The sequence below is a fragment of the Bacillus sp. FSL W8-0519 genome, from assembly GCF_038005585.1.
GTDB lineage: Bacteria > Bacillota > Bacilli > Bacillales > Bacillaceae_G > Bacillus_A > Bacillus_A paranthracis.
Genome location: NZ_JBBOTL010000001.1, coordinates 2,360,652 through 2,378,264 on the forward strand (window position 1 = coordinate 2,360,652; position 17,613 = coordinate 2,378,264).

General features: G+C 33.9%; 14 protein-coding genes, 1 pseudogene and 2 other annotated features. Of the genes and pseudogenes, 12 read left to right on the forward strand and 3 right to left on the reverse strand.

The window, feature by feature from the left end; translation table 11 throughout:
- Positions 1-140 precede the first annotated feature (140 nt).
- The 11 genes and pseudogenes from NST14_RS12340 to NST14_RS12390 all read left to right on the forward strand — a co-directional run bounded on the left by NST14_RS12340 (position 141) and on the right by NST14_RS12390 (position 12,916).
- Positions 141-959: a hypothetical protein gene (locus NST14_RS12340; RefSeq protein ID WP_001142116.1), complete on the forward strand. Its 819-nt coding sequence runs from the start codon at positions 141-143 to the stop codon at positions 957-959.
- A 12-nt stretch (positions 960-971) separates the two neighbouring features.
- Positions 972-1,115 carry a PhzF family phenazine biosynthesis protein gene (locus NST14_RS12345; protein WP_002080500.1) on the forward strand — a complete coding sequence of 48 codons (144 nt, stop codon included), beginning with the start codon at positions 972-974 and terminating at the stop codon, positions 1,113-1,115.
- A 152-nt stretch (positions 1,116-1,267) separates the two neighbouring features.
- On the forward strand, positions 1,268-1,888 hold the full coding sequence (locus NST14_RS12350; protein WP_000925148.1) for a YdbC family protein: 621 nt from the start codon (positions 1,268-1,270) through the stop codon (positions 1,886-1,888).
- Between the two features lie 185 nt (positions 1,889-2,073).
- Positions 2,074-2,781, forward strand: a complete 708-nt coding sequence (gene rluF / locus NST14_RS12355) for a 23S rRNA pseudouridine(2604) synthase RluF (RefSeq protein WP_001222168.1) — start codon at positions 2,074-2,076, stop codon at positions 2,779-2,781.
- A gap of 124 nt (positions 2,782-2,905) precedes the next feature.
- Positions 2,906-3,129, forward strand: a binding site (T-box leader).
- A gap of 35 nt (positions 3,130-3,164) precedes the next feature.
- Positions 3,165-3,388: a binding site (T-box leader), on the forward strand.
- A 44-nt stretch (positions 3,389-3,432) separates the two neighbouring features.
- Positions 3,433-5,352 (forward strand): threonine--tRNA ligase, encoded by a 1,920-nt coding sequence (gene thrS, locus NST14_RS12360; protein WP_000663052.1) that lies wholly within the window; start codon positions 3,433-3,435, stop codon positions 5,350-5,352.
- A 252-nt stretch (positions 5,353-5,604) separates the two neighbouring features.
- The gene (locus NST14_RS12365; RefSeq protein ID WP_000106430.1) at positions 5,605-6,372 is read left to right on the forward strand and encodes an ABC transporter ATP-binding protein; all 768 of its coding nucleotides are present in this window, start codon (positions 5,605-5,607) and stop codon (positions 6,370-6,372) included.
- Positions 6,373-6,383: 11 nt separating this feature from the next.
- Positions 6,384-8,264 carry an FtsX-like permease family protein gene (locus NST14_RS12370; RefSeq protein ID WP_229142723.1) on the forward strand — a complete coding sequence of 627 codons (1,881 nt, stop codon included), beginning with the start codon at positions 6,384-6,386 and terminating at the stop codon, positions 8,262-8,264.
- 210 nt (positions 8,265-8,474) lie between these two features.
- A complete protein-coding gene (locus tag NST14_RS12375; protein ID WP_229142724.1) occupies positions 8,475-9,506 on the forward strand; it encodes an alpha/beta hydrolase in 1,032 nt (343 codons plus the stop codon).
- Positions 9,507-9,713: 207 nt separating this feature from the next.
- Positions 9,714-10,985, forward strand: coding sequence for an MFS transporter (locus tag NST14_RS12380; protein WP_255256082.1), 1,272 nt, complete (start codon positions 9,714-9,716; stop codon positions 10,983-10,985).
- Positions 10,986-11,039: 54 nt separating this feature from the next.
- Positions 11,040-11,906: an ABC transporter permease subunit gene (locus NST14_RS12385; protein WP_000929044.1), complete on the forward strand. Its 867-nt coding sequence runs from the start codon at positions 11,040-11,042 to the stop codon at positions 11,904-11,906.
- A gap of 1 nt (position 11,907) precedes the next feature.
- Positions 11,908-12,916: pseudogene (locus tag NST14_RS12390) on the forward strand (ABC transporter permease subunit).
- Between the two features lie 43 nt (positions 12,917-12,959).
- Here NST14_RS12390 and NST14_RS12395 read toward each other — a convergent pair.
- Together NST14_RS12395 and NST14_RS12400 are read right to left on the reverse strand one after the other, a co-directional pair.
- Positions 12,960-14,660: a pyruvate oxidase gene (locus tag NST14_RS12395; RefSeq protein ID WP_000467230.1), complete on the reverse strand. Its 1,701-nt coding sequence runs from the start codon at positions 14,658-14,660 to the stop codon at positions 12,960-12,962.
- 82 nt (positions 14,661-14,742) lie between these two features.
- Positions 14,743-15,480 (reverse strand): ZIP family metal transporter, encoded by a 738-nt coding sequence (locus NST14_RS12400; RefSeq protein WP_000440593.1) that lies wholly within the window; start codon positions 15,478-15,480, stop codon positions 14,743-14,745.
- Between the two features lie 155 nt (positions 15,481-15,635).
- On the opposite strand from NST14_RS12400, the gene NST14_RS12405 reads away from it, so the two are divergent.
- Complete coding sequence (locus tag NST14_RS12405; RefSeq protein WP_001184077.1) at positions 15,636-16,502, forward strand: MBL fold metallo-hydrolase; 867 nt, start codon at positions 15,636-15,638, stop codon at positions 16,500-16,502.
- A 162-nt stretch (positions 16,503-16,664) separates the two neighbouring features.
- On the opposite strand, the gene NST14_RS12410 is transcribed toward NST14_RS12405, so the two are convergent.
- Entirely contained in the window at positions 16,665-17,606 is a 942-nt protein-coding gene (locus NST14_RS12410; RefSeq protein WP_033671930.1) for a nucleoside hydrolase, read from the reverse strand.
- Positions 17,607-17,613: the final 7 nt, after the last annotated feature.

Below are 17,613 nucleotides of genomic sequence, written 5' to 3' on the forward strand. Positions count from 1 at the left end.
AATGATGATAAAAGTGAAAGGATGTAAACGCCCTTATAAGAGTGTTTACATCCTATTTTTTTGTTTTTAATTCTGAATTATTAGAATTATAATATACGTATGGAATAAAATAATTTTTTGTATGGAAGTGAGTTGATTATTTGCCAACTATAAAGAAAATAGGGCGCTTTTGTTTTACTGATGATGAAGGATATATTATAAATGATGCACATATTGAAAAAGTTCAACCTATATTTATGGAGGTAATACAAGAAATAAAAAATACTTGTTGTGAATTGCTACAGGATGATTTACACAGTGTTTATATAAGAGGCTCAATTCCAAGAGGGATTGGAATTGAAGGAATTGCAGATATAGATGTGATTATAGTAGTACGAAAGGATCCTAAATTAATAGACTTAAGCTGGCGAAAGAAACTAGAAGTTCAAAGTTTGCAAAAGTTTAGTTGTATAACAGGAGTGGAATTGAGTTTTCACAGTGAAAAAGAAGTGATAAATTCCAAGAGTTTTTCTTTTATAAGCTTTATGATACAGACACATGGAGTATGTATATTTGGTCAAGATGTAACATTGTCTTTACCTAAATATAAAGTAAGTGAGGAGTTAGCCTATGAACACCTTATTCAATTGCGGAAACAAATTGGACAAGCACGCGAAGAATTAATTCATAATAAAGGCGTGGATGATATTGTGGATTGTTGCCGTTGGATTATGAAAATAATAATCAGGTCAGGTCTAGCATTGACAATTGAGAGAGAAGGACTTTACTCCAGAGACTTATATCCTGCCTATGAATTATTTAGTAAGCATTTTCCCGAACAAGAAAAAAATATGAGAAAGGCATTACAATATGTAATTGAACCGATAAATGATATAAATGAAATTTTATTATTTTTAAGTACGTTTGGTGAATGGCTGATAGAAAGAGCGGATGCTTTTTTGAATACTATAGATAACTAGAAGGATATAATTATGTTATGTAAACAAATAGGTGATCTAAGTGTTCGTGATTTTGCAGACTATTATGGGATTCCGAAAGACGTGGCAACAGGAAGTTCAAATGGATGTTTAACAGCGTATCTTTTAAAGTATCGTTGTTTGGAACAGAAAAGATAAATATGCGTGTTGAACAAGGATACGAGATGAAATGGTCCTCTTTAATACATATAAGAGCTGAAGAAATAGAGAGTAAAAATAATGTTCGTTTAGGGGAAAAGTAGAAAGTATTGCAGATGAGAAATGGAATGTAAGATAAGGGGGAATTAGATATGCTACTAAAAACAATCTATTGTAAGGTAGAAGAAGAGAAAAAGGAATTGTTTTCAAAAGCACAAGAAAAATGGCGTGATATACAGCATCTAGATGGTTTTTATGGACAATTTGGTGGATGGAATGAAAATGAGGCATGTGTATTTACTTTATGGGAAGATAGAAATGCATATCAATCATTTATGAATGGTGCTCACGATACAATTTATTTAAATAGTAATCAAGTGGATACGTTTCTTTCATGTGAAATCGAATTATTTCAAACATTGTATGATATAGCAGAAGTGCCTTTGAAAGACGTTGTTACAGAAGGATCCTTCGTAAGGGCGGCTGTATGTGATGTAAAGGAAGAAAAAGAAAAGCAATTTTTACATAAACAAGAAACAATTTGGAATAAAGGAATGAAAAATATAAAAGGGATGCTAGGTGGGGTAGTTGGGAAGTCTTTAAAAAATGAAAATCGTTACATCGTGTTAACTTATTGGAAAGATGGAATGGCGCATCAAAATTATGTAGAAGAGATTTTCCCTGAGTTGTATAAACTAGCTAATATTCATGAAGATATAGAAGATATAAGAGGTAAAGAAGCTGTATGTAAGGAAGAATGGTTTGTATATTAAGCACGGAAAAAGTGCATAAATGAATGTATAATAAAGATATTTTCTTATAAATAAGTAATTAATAGAAGACGTTATATACCCTTTCATGTTAATATATTTAAGTTATAATAGGAGGCTTACCCTTTTGTATTGTACGGTAGAAGCAGTGTGAGCTTGAAATTTTTTTAGAAAAGGATGTGCCTAATTTGCGTATCAATAAATTTATTAGTGAAGCTGGAAAAGCGTCTCGACGCGGAGCAGATAAATTAATTAATGAGAGAAGAGTAATTATTAACGGTAAGGTTGCAAAAATTGGTGACCAAGTGAATCCAGGTGATGATGTACGCGTAAATGGAGAGCAACTTCGCATTGCTCGAGATCACGTATATATCGCTTTAAATAAACCAGTAGGTATTACATGTACAAGTGAAAAATCAGTAAAAGGTAATATTATCGATCTAGTGAATCATCCATTACGAATTAGTCACATTGGACGTCTTGATAAAGACTCAGACGGTTTAATTTTGTTAACGAATGATGGTGATATCGTTAATGAAATTTTACGTGCTGAAAACAAACATGAGAAAGAATATATCGTTTCAGTAGATAAGCCAATTACACCTGATTTCTTAGAAAAAATGGCAGCTGGTGTGAAAATTTTAGGAACGAAAACACTTCCTTGTGAGATCACACAGTTATCAAAATATGAGTTCAAAATTATTTTAACACAAGGACTAAATCGCCAAATTCGTCGTATGTGTGAAGCTTTAGGGTATCAAGTATATACGTTAAAACGTACGAGAATTATGAATATTGAATTGAATAATTTACCAGTTGGACAGTGGAGAGATTTAACGAAGAAAGAGAAACGCCGTCTATTTGCAGACTTAAATTACGAACCACAAGAGTGGTAAAATTGAGAAGGAGAAACCAAAAATTTATTTTTGGTTTCTTTTTTTATTAAATAAAAATTTATTTTTAACACTTGCAAAAATAAAATGAATAAGATATAGTAAATAACAATTAATGGATGTAATTATAAAAGCAAAGAAAAGGACACGAGTTATTTTCCCCGGTTATACAGAGAAGGAAGGAAAGCTGAGAACTTCCTAACGCAGAAAAATAACTTACCACCTTAGAGCTGCACTAGGGAAACGAAGTATCTAGTGCCGTGTAAGCGACGTTATCGCAAAAGAAGCCATTATGTTTTTTGTGATGGGAATCTGGGTGGAACCACGGATATAAGCATATTCGTCCCTATTTTAGGGATGAATATGCTTTTTTGCATTCAATTTCATAATAAGCGAAGAAAAGGACACGAGTTATTTTCCCCGGTTATACAGAGAAGGAAGGAAAGCTGAGAACTTCCTAACGCAGAAAAATAACTTACCACCTTAGAGCTGCACTGGGGAAATGAAGTATCTAGTGCCGTGTAAACGACGTTACCGTAAATGAAGCCATTATGTTTTTTATGATGGGAATCTGGGTGGAACCACGGGTATAAGCACGCTCGTCCCTATTTTAGGGATGAGTGTGCTTTTTATTATGAAATGGAGAGATGAAAAATGAAAGAACAAATGATTGAAATTAAATTTCCAGATGGTAGTGTGAAAGAATTTGTAAAAGGAATTACTTTAGAAGAAATTGCGGGATCCATTAGCAATAGTTTAAAAAAGAAAGCAGTCGCGGGGAAAGTAAATGATGGGTTATATGATTTGCGCCGTAATATTGAGGGAAATGCGGAAGTAGAAATCATTACTTTAGATTCAAATGAAGGTGTAGAAATTGCAAGGCACTCTGCGGCACATATTTTAGCACAAGCTATAAAAAGAATTTATGGTAATGTAAACCTTGGTGTAGGACCGGTTATTGAAAATGGATTTTATTATGATATGGACCTTCCAAGTAGTGTAAACGTAGAAGATTTACGGGAAATTGAAAAAGAAATGAAAAAGATCATAAATGAAAATATAAAGATAGAACGAGTTGAGGTTTCTCGAGAAGAAGCAGCTAAACTGTTTCAAGAAATGAACGATCGCTTGAAATTAGAACTTTTAGAAGCAATTCCTAGTGAGGAAAGTGTAACACTATATAAGCAAGGTGAATTTGTAGATTTATGTAGAGGACCACATTTACCATCTACAGGTTATTTGAAAGCCTTTCAATTAACTCACGTTTCCGGTGCATATTGGCGAGGAGATAGTAACAATCAAGTGCTTCAGCGCATATATGGTGTTGCATTCTCTTCCCAGAAAGAATTAGAAGAGTATTTACATTTCGTTGAAGAAGCAGCAAAAAGAAATCATCGTAAATTAGGGAGTGAGCTTGAGTTATTTATGTTTTCTGAAGAGGCTCCGGGAATGCCGTTTTATTTACCGAAAGGTCAAATTATTCGTAATGAATTAGAAGCTTTTTTAAGAGAAATTCAAAAAGAATATAATTATCAAGAAGTACGCACTCCATTCATGATGAACCAAGAAGTATGGGAAAGATCAGGGCACTGGGGACATTATAAAGATAATATGTATTTCTCAGAAGTGGATAATAAAAGTTTTGCATTAAAACCAATGAACTGCCCAGGTCATATGTTAATGTTCAAAAATAAATTGCATTCTTATCGCGAATTACCGATTCGTATGTGTGAGTTTGGTCAAGTACATCGCCATGAATTTAGTGGGGCGTTAAACGGATTATTAAGAGTACGTACTTTCTGCCAAGATGATGCACATTTATTTGTAACTCCAGAACAAATTGAAGATGAAATCAAATCTGTAATGGCGCAAATCGATTATGTATATAAAACTTTTGGATTTGAATATGAAGTAGAACTTTCTACTCGTCCAGAAGATTCAATGGGTGATGATAAGTTGTGGGAACAAGCAGAAGCGGCGTTAGCAAATGTATTACATTCATTGAATTGTAAATATAGACTAAATGAAGGTGACGGTGCATTTTACGGACCGAAAATTGACTTCCATATTAAAGATGCTTTAAATAGAAGTCATCAGTGCGGAACAATCCAGCTAGATTTCCAAATGCCCGAAAAGTTTGACTTAAATTATATAGATGAGAAGAATGAAAAGAGAAGACCAGTTGTCATTCATAGAGCAGTATTAGGATCTTTAGACCGATTTTTAGCAATATTAATTGAGCACTTTGGTGGTGCATTCCCGGCATGGGTGGCACCAGTTCAAGTGAAAGTCATTCCAGTTTCGAATGCAGTCCATGTACAATACGCAGATGAGATTGTGGATAAATTAGCACAAGCTGGTGTTCGTGTCGAACGAGATGTACGAGATGAAAAATTAGGATATAAAATTAGAGAAGCACAAATGCAAAAAATTCCTTATGTACTTGTTATTGGGGATAAGGAAATGGAGAACGGAGCTGTAAATGTACGTAAATATGGGGAAGAAAAATCAGAAGTTGTTGAACTAAATGGATTTGTGGAAAGTATGAAAGAGGAAATAAATAATCGGAAATAGAGTTTAAAGAGAAAACACACCAATTCATAATGGTGTGTTTTCTTTTTTACCTTACAAAAATGTAAGGTAAATGTAAGCGAAATCGAAGGAACGAGTTGTAGAAAGATGAGAATATGAAGTAGGAAATAGGTTCATGTTATCTGTATAACCTTTTTAGTTTGAAGAATTAAAAAATTCTTAAGAATTTACATGAGAAAAAGATAAGAAATGTGTGAGAAATTAAATTTATACAAAAGGGATGGAGTGAAAGAGATGTCAACAAATGTAGTTACTGTAGAAAGTGTAGAAAAAACGTATGGGAAAAGAAATGAGAATCAGTCAAAAGCATTAAGGGGTGTGTCATTAAGTATTAAAGAAGGGGAATTTGTAGGGATTATGGGTCCTTCTGGATCTGGAAAGACGACTTTACTGAATGTGATTAGTACATTGGATCAAGCGACAGGTGGCAGTGTGACGATAGCTGGTACAAATATTACTTCTATGAAGGGGAATGCATTATCAGATTTTCGATCTCAAAAATTAGGGTTCATCTTTCAAGATTTTAACTTACTAGAAAACTTATCAATTTATGAAAATATTGCTTTACCACTTTCTCTGCAAGGTGTACCTTCAAGTGAGATTACGGGAAAGGTAAATGAGGTGGCGAAGAAATTAGGAATTACTGAAATTTTAACAAAATATCCAACTGCTGTTTCGGGTGGACAAAAGCAAAGAACAGCGGCAGCACGAGCTTTAGTACATAATCCAGCAATCGTATTAGCAGATGAACCGACAGGAGCGCTTGATAGTAAAAATGCAAAAAGCTTATTAGAAGCGATGCAAGATTTACATGAAAATCACAATGTAAGTATTTTGATGGTGACACACGATGCATTTAGTGCCAGTTATTGTGAACGTATTTTATTTATTCAAGATGGTCTTTTATATAAAGAATTAAAGCGTCAAGGAACGCGAGAAAGTTTCTATCAAGACATTTTAGGTGTGCTCGCTCATATGGGCTCAGCTGCTGAGTCTAAGTAGGGGGCGAGACTATGTTATTCAAATTATCACGTCATAGTATGAAAAAGATGTTAAAAGATTATATGGTTTTACTTATCGGTCTCGTTATTAGTATTAGTATTTTTTACATGTTCCAAACGATGGCGATGAATAGTGAATTTACGAAGGATAATAGTCTTATTAGTAGTATTAGACTCGTATTCTGGGTAGGTGCAATACTATTATCTTTCATCACTGTATTTTATATTATATATGCCAATTCTTTCTTACTCACGTTAAGAAGAAAAGAACTCGGTATGTACATGATGCTTGGTGCGAAAAAGAAAAAAGTAGCACAATTATTATTTATTGAAACATTCGGTATGGGTATTGTTAGTATTATTATCGGGATTTTAGTAGGGATGTTACTAGCAAGTGTAGCAGGAAACTTTTTAATGAATGGTATGGAAATTTCAGCAAAGGGTAGTTATTCATCTGTATATACACCAGCAATCATAGTTACAGCTATTTTCTTTTTAGTACTATTTTTTATTACTGGTTTAATGAATAGCATCCGTTTATTACGTAAAACAGAATTAGAATTAATACGTGAAGATGAAACACTAGATGAAGTGAAGAAAAGTAAAACTCGCATTATTATAATGACTGTACTTGGTGTATTACTAGTAAGTACAGGGTACTATTTTATGATTAACGTAAAAATATATGCTGAATTTGGTTTTATAATAGCGACAATCGTTACAACGCTTGGAACATATTTTATCTTTAGTTCATTGCTCCCATTTTTTGTGATGAAAATTAAAGGGAATAAAAAGCGAAATGAAACGGGCTTAAATAGTTTTACATATGCACAGCTACGCTTTCGAGTAAATAGTTTATCGAGAGTATTAGGTACTGTAGCAATGTTAATTGCATTAGGAGCAGGTGCGATGACAGCAGGTATGGCGTTCCAAAAAAATGTAGGTATTATGACAGACTTCTCACGTGTGTATGATGTCGTAATTCATGATCCGAATGAACAAGATACAGCTGCATTAAAAGAAATGGAAATTGTGGAAGAAAGCAAGTACAAGTATAAAGTAGATGGAGAAGCGGTTTATTACTTACGTAACGATTTAACTGCGAAACCGCCACTTGTTTCAGACCACTTTGATACAAAAACTTTAAAAGAGCCTGTTCGTAAACGTGTGACTGAACCTTTAACTGAACCTGTATATTCTGCTTTAGAGGCTCCTGAATCAGCAAAATTCCCTCGTATGCCGAGGGATTGGGAAGATGCAATTGTAAGAGAAATACAAATTACACATAATCAATTTAACGGAAAACCTGTAAGAATTGCAGATGAAGCACATTATAAAGGAATTCAAGGAACAGAACACACTGTAACATTAGCAAAAGTAGATGATATGAAAAAGTATAAACCGTTGTTGATCGAAATAGATAAGAGACAAAAAGAACAAATTGAAAAAACAACAGGTACAAAAGTAGACTTATTTACGAAAATGACAATTTATCAATTTATGAACAGCTTCATGAGTGGAACAATGTTTATGGGATTTTTCCTCGGAATTGCATTTTTAGCAATGATGGCAAGTTCCCTTATGTTCAAAATATTAACAGGTGCTTCTCGTGACGTACGACGTTATGAAATGTTACGAAAAATTGGTGTGAGACGTAGTATGTTAACGAAAAGTATATATAAAGAAATTTCATATTTATTTATCTTCCCAGCGATTATTGGTATTTCCCACGTGTTAGTAGGGCTTAACTTATTCAGCTTTATATTAGTTGACCCGTTTGTGAAAGTGTGGGTGCCAATAGGAATCTTCTTAGTCATTTATTTCATCTATTACTGGATAACTGTTCAACTTTATAAAGGTATGGTAATGCCGAAAGAAGAAGTAGCTAAATAGTTTATGAAAAGAGTCCTTGTTTGAAAACAAGGGCTTTTTTCTATATTTGTAATACCTGTGATTAAGTTTTTCTACGATTAATGTATTGAAAATTAAGAAAATATTAAGAGTTTATATAGCGGAATGTTAAGAAGTGTATGGGATATTATTAATGTAGTTTTATAGAATTAAATTGTTATTTTTACAAATTTATAAGAAAGGATATATCCTATGAAGAAGATAAAAAAATTAATAACATTTATTGGAGTCATAACTACACTAACATTAATCGTAGCACTAGTATTTCCTACATGGACTTCGCAAATAAAAGGAAAAAACAGTATAAGTACATTAGAACAAATAGAGATAAATGGAAGTAGTCATGAAATTATGATACGCGGCAAAGATAAGAACAATCCAGTTATTATTTTTGTACATGGTGGACCTGGTTCTTCAGAAATACCATATGCTCAAAAGTATCAAAAATTATTGGAAGAGAAATTCACCGTAGTTAATTATGATCAAAGAGGAAGTGGGAAATCGTATCATTTCTTTGAGGAATATTCAAATCTTACATCAGATCTTCTTGTAGAGGATGTATTAGCTATGACAGAGTATATTTCAAAACGTATGGGAAAAGAAAAGGTAATATTAATTGGTCATTCTTACGGTACATATATTGGAATGCAAGCTGCTAATAAAGCACCTGAAAAATACGAAGCGTATGTTGGGATAGGGCAGATGAGTGATACAGTAGAAAGTGAAATGGATAGTTTAAACTATGTAATTGAACAGGCACAAAATGCTGGGAATACAGATGAGGTTTCCTATTTAAATGGATTGACTGAAAAAATTAAAAATGGCGATACATACACTCCGCGAAATTATGTTGCGAAATATGGTGGAACATCAAGACTCATTGAAAATCCAAATGGTGATAACATCGGGATGTTACTTAGTAATGAATATAACTTGTTTGACGTAATTCGTTATAACGTTGGATTATCACACTCTCAGACTGTCTTATTAGAAAAAGATTTAAAGAATCCATTACCTACTAAGGTGAAGAAACTGAAGTTACCGTTTTATTTCCTTATGGGGAAATATGACTATAATACTTCATTTCATGCGGCAAAAACATATTTTGATACGATTGAAGCAGAGAAAAAAGAATTTATTACTTTTGAAAAATCCGCGCATTATCCGCAATTTGAAGAGAAGGAAAAGTTTTATGAGTGGATGTCCGATACATTTGTAAAATAAATAAAGTGTATCCAAACTATAGAGAATTAAAAAGTTAGCGAGATATATCATTACATGAAGCGAAGTTAAATAAAAAAGACTCTTGTATAGATAACAAGAGTTTTTTTATTGTTCTTTATATAGAAGGAAAAGATTGGATAATGGTCGAAAAATATAATATAACTTCCGAGAAATGACTAAAATAATACTATTTTGTCGAGAGAAAGGATACGAAATATGAAAGAAATGCTACAGTTATTTCGCAACAAAGTGTATGCACGATTTTTTCTAGCGAATATTTTAGAACGACTCGGTTCTATGATTGCTGGAATTTCTTTAATGTTTTACTTGTTAGATCAATACGGAAAACAACCAGTTTACGCAACAATGACGCAAATTATGATTGCGTTACCTGCATTAATCTTTTTTCTATTAGTAGGGACAGTAGTGGATCGTTTTGATAGACAACGTATTTGTACGATAAGTAATATATGTTGTTCGCTCTGTAATATTGGAATCCTAATTTCGCTTTATTACGGGATGATTATACTTGTCTTTATATTTTTGTTTTTGGAAAATGCATGTATACAATTTTTCTCTCCATCAGAACAGTCGATGATACAGGGAGTGGTTGAATCAGACCAATACGGTGCAGCAGCGGGTATGAATCAAATGGTAAATAGTTTGTATGCTTTGTTTGGTGTAGGAATTGCAACGATGGTGTACTGGACTTTTGGAATTTACGGGAGCATTTTAGTAAATACGCTCACTTTTATTATGAGTGGTATTTTGATTCAAACGATCTCCATTCCAGAAAAAGTTCGTTTACCAAATGGGAGAACAAAATGGAAAGAAGTTAATTTGAAGATGTTAATAACAGAGTTTAAAGAAGGGATCAAGTATATATACCAAAATGAAACTTTAAAAAAATTACTTTTAGGATTTATCGTGTTTGGTTTATTAAATGGTATTTTAAGCGTATCTACTACTTACATATTAAAATACAAATTGGCACCAGCAACGTATGAAAGTTTAGCAATGGTGGGCGGTGTAGTTGGAGGGATTTCATTATTAATTGGAAGTATAGTAGCAACGAGTATAGGTAAGAAATATGCTCCTAAACCTATTATTGTATTTGGTATGGCAGGTTCAGGGATCTTCTTCGGTATGTGTTACTTTGTAAATCACGTATGGTCTTTTTATGTATGTATCGCTTTTGCGACTTTCTTTTTACCGTTTATTAATGTTGCAATATCGGGCTGGATGTATGAAATTGTAGAAGAGTCATTCATGGGGCGTGTACAAAGCTTGCTTAGTCCATTAACGACAGGATTCCAGCTTTTATCTCTCGGGGCGATAGCGATGTTATTCCCAAAATGGATTCTTGCAGATACATTGTATATTATTTTATTTGGTTTATTATTGTTTGTTACATGTTTATATCAATCTATTCTACCAAGTGGGCAAAAGCAAGTACATACAGTAGCTAAAGAGATGTGATATATTTAGTTTTTTATTTCTGAATATTCTATCGTATGGTAAGGGGAAATTGTTATGTTGATGCGAATGGTTAAGTGGTGTGGGATTACTTGTTTACAACTAGTAGCTGCAATCTTATGTATACTCTGCCTAGGTGCACTACCGCGTTTATTTAAGGGGTTGCAAATTGATTTAATCGGTTTTTGGAACACGATTGTATTTCTTGGAGGAAAGTTACTTCAACCGGGTGAAATTACATATGGATTTCGGGACTCAAGAAAATTATTTCCGCAAATATGGATTCATTATATTGAAACGATGATTGTATTTCTTTCAGCTTTTTTATTCTCGTTGCTTATAGCGTATATACTTGTCGTTTGGGTATTACAGCGTTCTCATATGAAACAGAAAATGTGGAACGGGATTTTTCTTACGCTTGAGAGTATACCAGATATATTACTTATTTTATTATCGCAACTTCTTGTCGTAATTATGTTTCAAAAAACAGGATTTATGCCGATCAAACTGGCTGGATTAGGGGAAGAAAGGATACGTTTGTTACCAATTATATGTCTTACAATACCAACAACATTATTGTTTATTAAACTGTTGTTATTACGGTTTAAAGAAGAATTAGAGAAAGATTATAGTTTGTTTGCTAAAAGTAAAGGGCTTAGTTTAAGACATATTTTAACACATCATATTTCAAGAAATGTTTTGTTAACAACGATCTATTATGCAAAAACAAATATTTTATTTATGTTATCAAATCTATATATTATTGAATGGATATTTAATACGTACGGCATGTTTGTTTTTGTAAAAGAAAATTCGAAATTAGAAATATTTACAGTGAGCTTAATTATATTATACGTACCGCTTTTTATACTATTTCGTTTATTACATACGTTCTTACAAAATGTTATAAAGGAGCGTGTGTAACATGTGGCAAGTTGTAAAAAGAGATGTGAGATTTTGGATAGGTATTACTTTTTTGAGTGTACTAATGATTGTTAGTATTGGATATACGTTGTTTTTTGATGGGAATATTCGTGAACTTACGATGATGTATAACGAAAAAGGGGAACTAGAGGCAGCTCCATTTGCACCATCAAGTAAATTTTGGTTTGGAAGTGATGTGAAAGGTCGTGACCTTGTTCAATTAATAAATAATAGAAGGTGCAAAATGGACAGTTGGTGCAAGTATAATTATAGCGATTTTACGAGTTATAGTTGGAGGGGGAATTGGTTTACTTCTTGGTATGTATGGTAAACGTTCTTTTCCAGTTATTTCATCCTTTTTTGATCCTTTTAGTATTGTACCGATGGTTATGATTTCTTATTTTATGTTAAATGAAGTATTAACGTTTGATAGTGGAGCAGAAGTTGTGCCGTTATATTTGCGTGTGGCATTTCAAATTATAGTTCTTGTATGTCTCGCTGTACCCACAGTGATGTTGTATGTAGCGCAAGAAGTAAAACGTATTAAGAAAGAAGAATTTATGTTGGCAGCCACTGTGCTCGGCGGTAGTAAGTGGCAGAGGTTGAAGCGCCATATATGGCCTCATATGTTACCACCATTTCTTTTATTAGTAGCACAACAATTTGTAAGTACGTTATTACTTCTTTTACATCTTGGTTTGTTACAATTATTTTTTGGCGGAACAATAACCTTCAGTGGAATGGATCCAGATAGTGTAACAAAAGAATGGACTGGCCTAATTGGTCAAAACTTCCGCCATTTAACTACACATACATGGATTGTACTTATACCGATTGCTTTTTATAGTATGACAATTCTCGCAGGAAATCTAGTTAGTAATAGTATGCAAGATGCGATTAAGTTAGGAAATACGAGAAGGCCAGAGCGGAAAGGTAGAGAAGTGCAAGCAGAGAAACAAGTACAACCAACTACGAATGACTTTTCTTTTTATAGAGAGATACAAAAATAAAAAGATAGCTGAAAGCAACTTGTTTTCAGCTATCTTTTTCTGTTTATAGTGGTGGTAAATCAATCTTACCTTCTTCAAATAATTCTTTTATCATATGCTTCGTATAACCAGCAGCTTGACCAAATGTGATTTTTGCTGGCATTGGTGCTTCGTTAGCATCTACAACTACATCGATAATACATGGTTTGTTTTGTTTTACTGCGTTTTCAAAAGCTGGGAGTAATTCATCTATATGTTCAACGCGGTATCCGATACCTCCACACGCCTCTGCATATTTTGCAAAATCAGGGTTCGTTAAGTCTGTTTCGAATTCGATATTACCCATGACTTCTTGCTCGAATTTAATCATCGCAATTTTATTATTGTTTAATACGACGACAACAATTGGTAGTTTATATTTAACAGCTGTTACGAAGTCGTTCATTGTCATTCCAAAACCACCGTCACCACAAACTGCAAATACTTGTTTATCCGGGAATGCAATTTTTCCAGCAAGAGCACCAGGTAAACCGCAACCAAGTGTTGCGAGCCAGCTAGAAATGATAAATTGTTGATTTGTCATACGGAAGTGCCTTGCTGTCCATACTGTTACATTTCCGACATCGACTGATAGAATTGCGTCATCATGTGCTACTTGCTGCAGAGCATGCATAACGCGTTGTGGTTTAATTGGAATGGAAGAGTCTTCTTCTTGATCGTGTAATTTTTCTTCCCACTTTTTCATCATGTCTTGGTAATGTTCTAAGAAGGAATGGTCTGTGTGTTCTTCAACATTTTCAATTAACCATTGTAAAGTTTTTTCAGCATCACCAGCTAAACCAATATCTGTCGCATAACGTTTCCCAATTTGGGCAGGATCTGTATCGATATGAATTGTCTTAGCTTTGTCAGGTAAGAAACCGGTGAACGGATAAGAAGTACCAACCATAATTAAAGTATCTGCATGCTTCATTGCTTCATAAGAAGGTTTCGTTCCGATTAATCCTAATCCACCAATACAAAGAGGGTGTTCATCCGGAATAACGCCTTTAGCTGGTAATGTAAGTACGATTGGAGCACCAATATGTTCTGCAAATGCAAGTAAAGATTCTCTCGCATGTTTTGCTCCTTTACCAGCTAAAATAACAGGTTTTGTCGCTGCATTTATTGCGAGTTTTGCTGCATCTAAATCTTCTTTTTGTGGAAACAACTCAGGCAAAGTAAAAGAAGTATTTGTAATACGAGCACCATTTTTTACTTCGAATTTCGGGACATCATCTGGAATTGTAAGAACGGATACACCTTTTTTCGTATAAGCCATTCGAATTGCTTGATTCACTACGGCAGGTAGTTGCTCTGCTGACATAATACGCTGGTTATAAACCGCGACATCATCAAACATTCTTTCTAAATTTACTTCTTGGAAAAAATCCGTTCCGAGTAAATCGGTTTCTACTTGACCTGAAATTGCTAGAACAGGGGCTTTATCGAGTTTCGCATCATATAAACCATTTAATAAATGAATAGCACCAGGTCCTGCAATTGCCATACAAACGCCAAGTTTTCCTGTTAATTTCGCATAGGCAGCCGCTGCTAATGCACCAGCTTCTTCGTGGCGAACTTGAATGAATTTAATTTTATCTTGTTTTTTTCTTAAAGCTTCAATGATAGAATTGATGGAATCTCCAGGCATACCGTATATGTGTTCTACGCCCCAGTCAATTAATAAATCAACTAATGCTTCACCGGCTGTTTTTCCAAACATAATTGTTCCTCCTTATAATCAGGTAGATACTATTATGTTTTGGAGAAAAAGGAAAAATATACAAATGATAATATTATTATCTTTAATGATGACCAGCGAATAGTGTAAATACTGTTATTAGTAAAAATCCACTAGATGCCCATGTTAAAAATGAAAGGAAAGAGAGCTGCTTCTTTGCTTTCCAAAGCATTTCATGAATTGTGACATAGCCAAGTGAACCGATAGCACTTCCCATAATGAGTCCTTGTAAATGAAGCGCTTTTCCTTCCATTAAAATGCCAAAAACTGTACCGGTACCGAGAATAAGAGATAGTAATAAAGTTGTTAATAAAAAGGAAATATATTTATGTTTTGTAAATAGAAAGGGGATAATTAATGCTAAGCCTTCAGGAATATGGTGAACGACGATTGCTATTAAAAAAGGTATGGCAGAGTCAGCATGATTAATAAAAGCAGTACCTAAAGCAAATCCACTCGGCAAATTATGAATAAATATAGCGAAAGAGAGAAAAAGGAAAGTTTGCCATGCTTGTTGATCTTTTGTATGTATCATTGGATGGTGACAATAGTTATCTAATAAGCTCATAATTAAAATACCGATAGCCATACCAAGTATAGGTCCAATCATTTCATAACTTGAAAATGTTTCAGGAATAATTTCAAGTAGTAAGAGTCCAAGTAAAATTCCGCCACATAATGCATATAAACGATGCATTTTTTCTTCAATTAGCTGGCGCGTAGCAATGCCAACAGCACCGCCTAATAATAAGCCACCAAATGAAAAAAATGTAACTATCATAGGAATCCATAATCGTTCCATCGTATCACACTCCGATTCTTCCACCTTATTTTTAGCTTACGAAAAGGAAAGTTAGATTAGTCCAAGTAATTGTGTTTGATTATAGAGAAAAAAGTAGTGATTCGTTATAATTTATATATTAAATTTAAGTGAGAAAATGAAAAGGGGAATTGGTTATGCAACAAATTAAAAAAATAGGAAACTCATTTTGGTATATGACACCAGTTTCTGAAACAGATAGACCTATATTAGGAATGGTCATTGGAAAAGAAAAAACATTAATGATCGATGCAGGGAATTCAGAGGAACATGCACAATTATTTTTAGAAATGTTAAAAGAAAAAAATGTATCGAATCCTGATTTTGTAGCACTAACGCATTGGCATTGGGATCATATTTTTGGATTATCTGTATTACAGAATGCATTAACTATTTCACACGCTGAAACGAAAAAAGAAATGCAGGCAATAGTATCTTATGAATGGACAGATGAAGCGTTGGACGCACGCGTAAAAGAGGGTACGGAAATTGCATTTTGTGCGGATTGCATCAAAAAAGAGTTTGAAGAAAAAGCGAGAAATATTAAAATTATTCTTCCAACCTTAACGTTCCAGGATCAAATTGAATTAGACCTTGGTGAGGTGACCTGCGTGTTAAAACATGTGGGCGGAGATCATGCACATGATTCAGTTGTTATGTACATAAAAGAAGAAAAGATATTGTTTTTAGGAGACTGTATATATGCAGATATTTTTTCTTCGAAGTGGAACTATACGACGAAAAGAACGTTTGCATTAATAGATGAATTAGAAAAATTTGATGCTGAGACATATATTCTCTCTCATGGGGAAGCGATAAATCGAGAGGAGTTTTTACAAGAGATTCGTATGTTAAAAACAGTAGGAACTTATACTGAAATACATAAAGGCGATGAAGGGAAGATAAAGGAAGCGTATAAACGAGACATAGATAGAGAATTAAATGAAGATGAATTAGAAACAATAACGTTTTTTGTAAATGGTTATGAAATGAATAATCAATAAGACACGACATGAATCCAATATAATTAAATTGCACAAAAAGAGTATTGAAATTTAATTCAATACTCTTTTCAATACTTAAATATGTAGTTTCAACCAAATTCTAAATGGGGAATCATTGTCTGGAGGGGTGTCATTCTATGTGTTTTTCGTATAGATAGTGGTTCAAGTAGAAGCCTTCTTTGCTAATTCAGTTATATAGTTGAAAAATCCATTGTGGTTTACATCATATACTACATTTACAGGTCGCCCACCATCAAATTCCACTGTACGCCCCTGGCTTGGTCCGTATGTATGAACGATACTATTAATCGTTTGAGTTTTTGCGAGGTTAGTGTTTCCGACAAGCGCAGTTGTTAGTACATCCCACAAGTAGTAAGTAGAGTTCGTTGAAAAGTGAACGAGGGGAGGGACCATCGCATAGCATTGGCCAAGGAAATCTACACCAATATACTTTCGTTCTTTTGCCCAACGTTCACGTATGTCTATAGTTAATGGAACTTGGTTTGTACTTTCTAGTGTCACTAAGTCAATTTCAATTTTTGATTCCCATACACGAGCTACTGCTTCAGGGTCCCAAAATGAATTCCACTCAGCTGTTCCATCATGCTCTGGTTCATGTACATTGCCTGCGGTAAGAAATGTCCCCCCCATCCAAACGAGACGTTCAATTTTATCTTCGACTATGGGAGCTTCATATAATGCACGAGTAAGGTCAGTTAGGGGTCCCGTAAATAATAAAGTTGTTTTTCCTTCCGTTTGTAGAAGCGTTTCTATTAAGTGATGATGTGCAGGCTTTGCTGCTACAGGTGTTATAACTTTTCCAGCCTCATTTAAAATTGGTAAAGCATCTACATAAAATGCATGCATCCGCCAGTCTTTTGGAAATGGATTTTTCGCACGGGAATTTGATGCGGCTACTTCAATATATTCTTTGCTGAAGCGATCAATAATTTTGCGACTTGCAGATATTGCTGGTTCCAAATAGCAATCAGCAGGGATAACTGAAACACCTGTAAGTTTGACATTATCCATCTGAAGTAATAAAAATAGTGAAATTAAATCATCTACACCACCATCATGATTGAAGTACACTTTTTTCATCATTGTAATC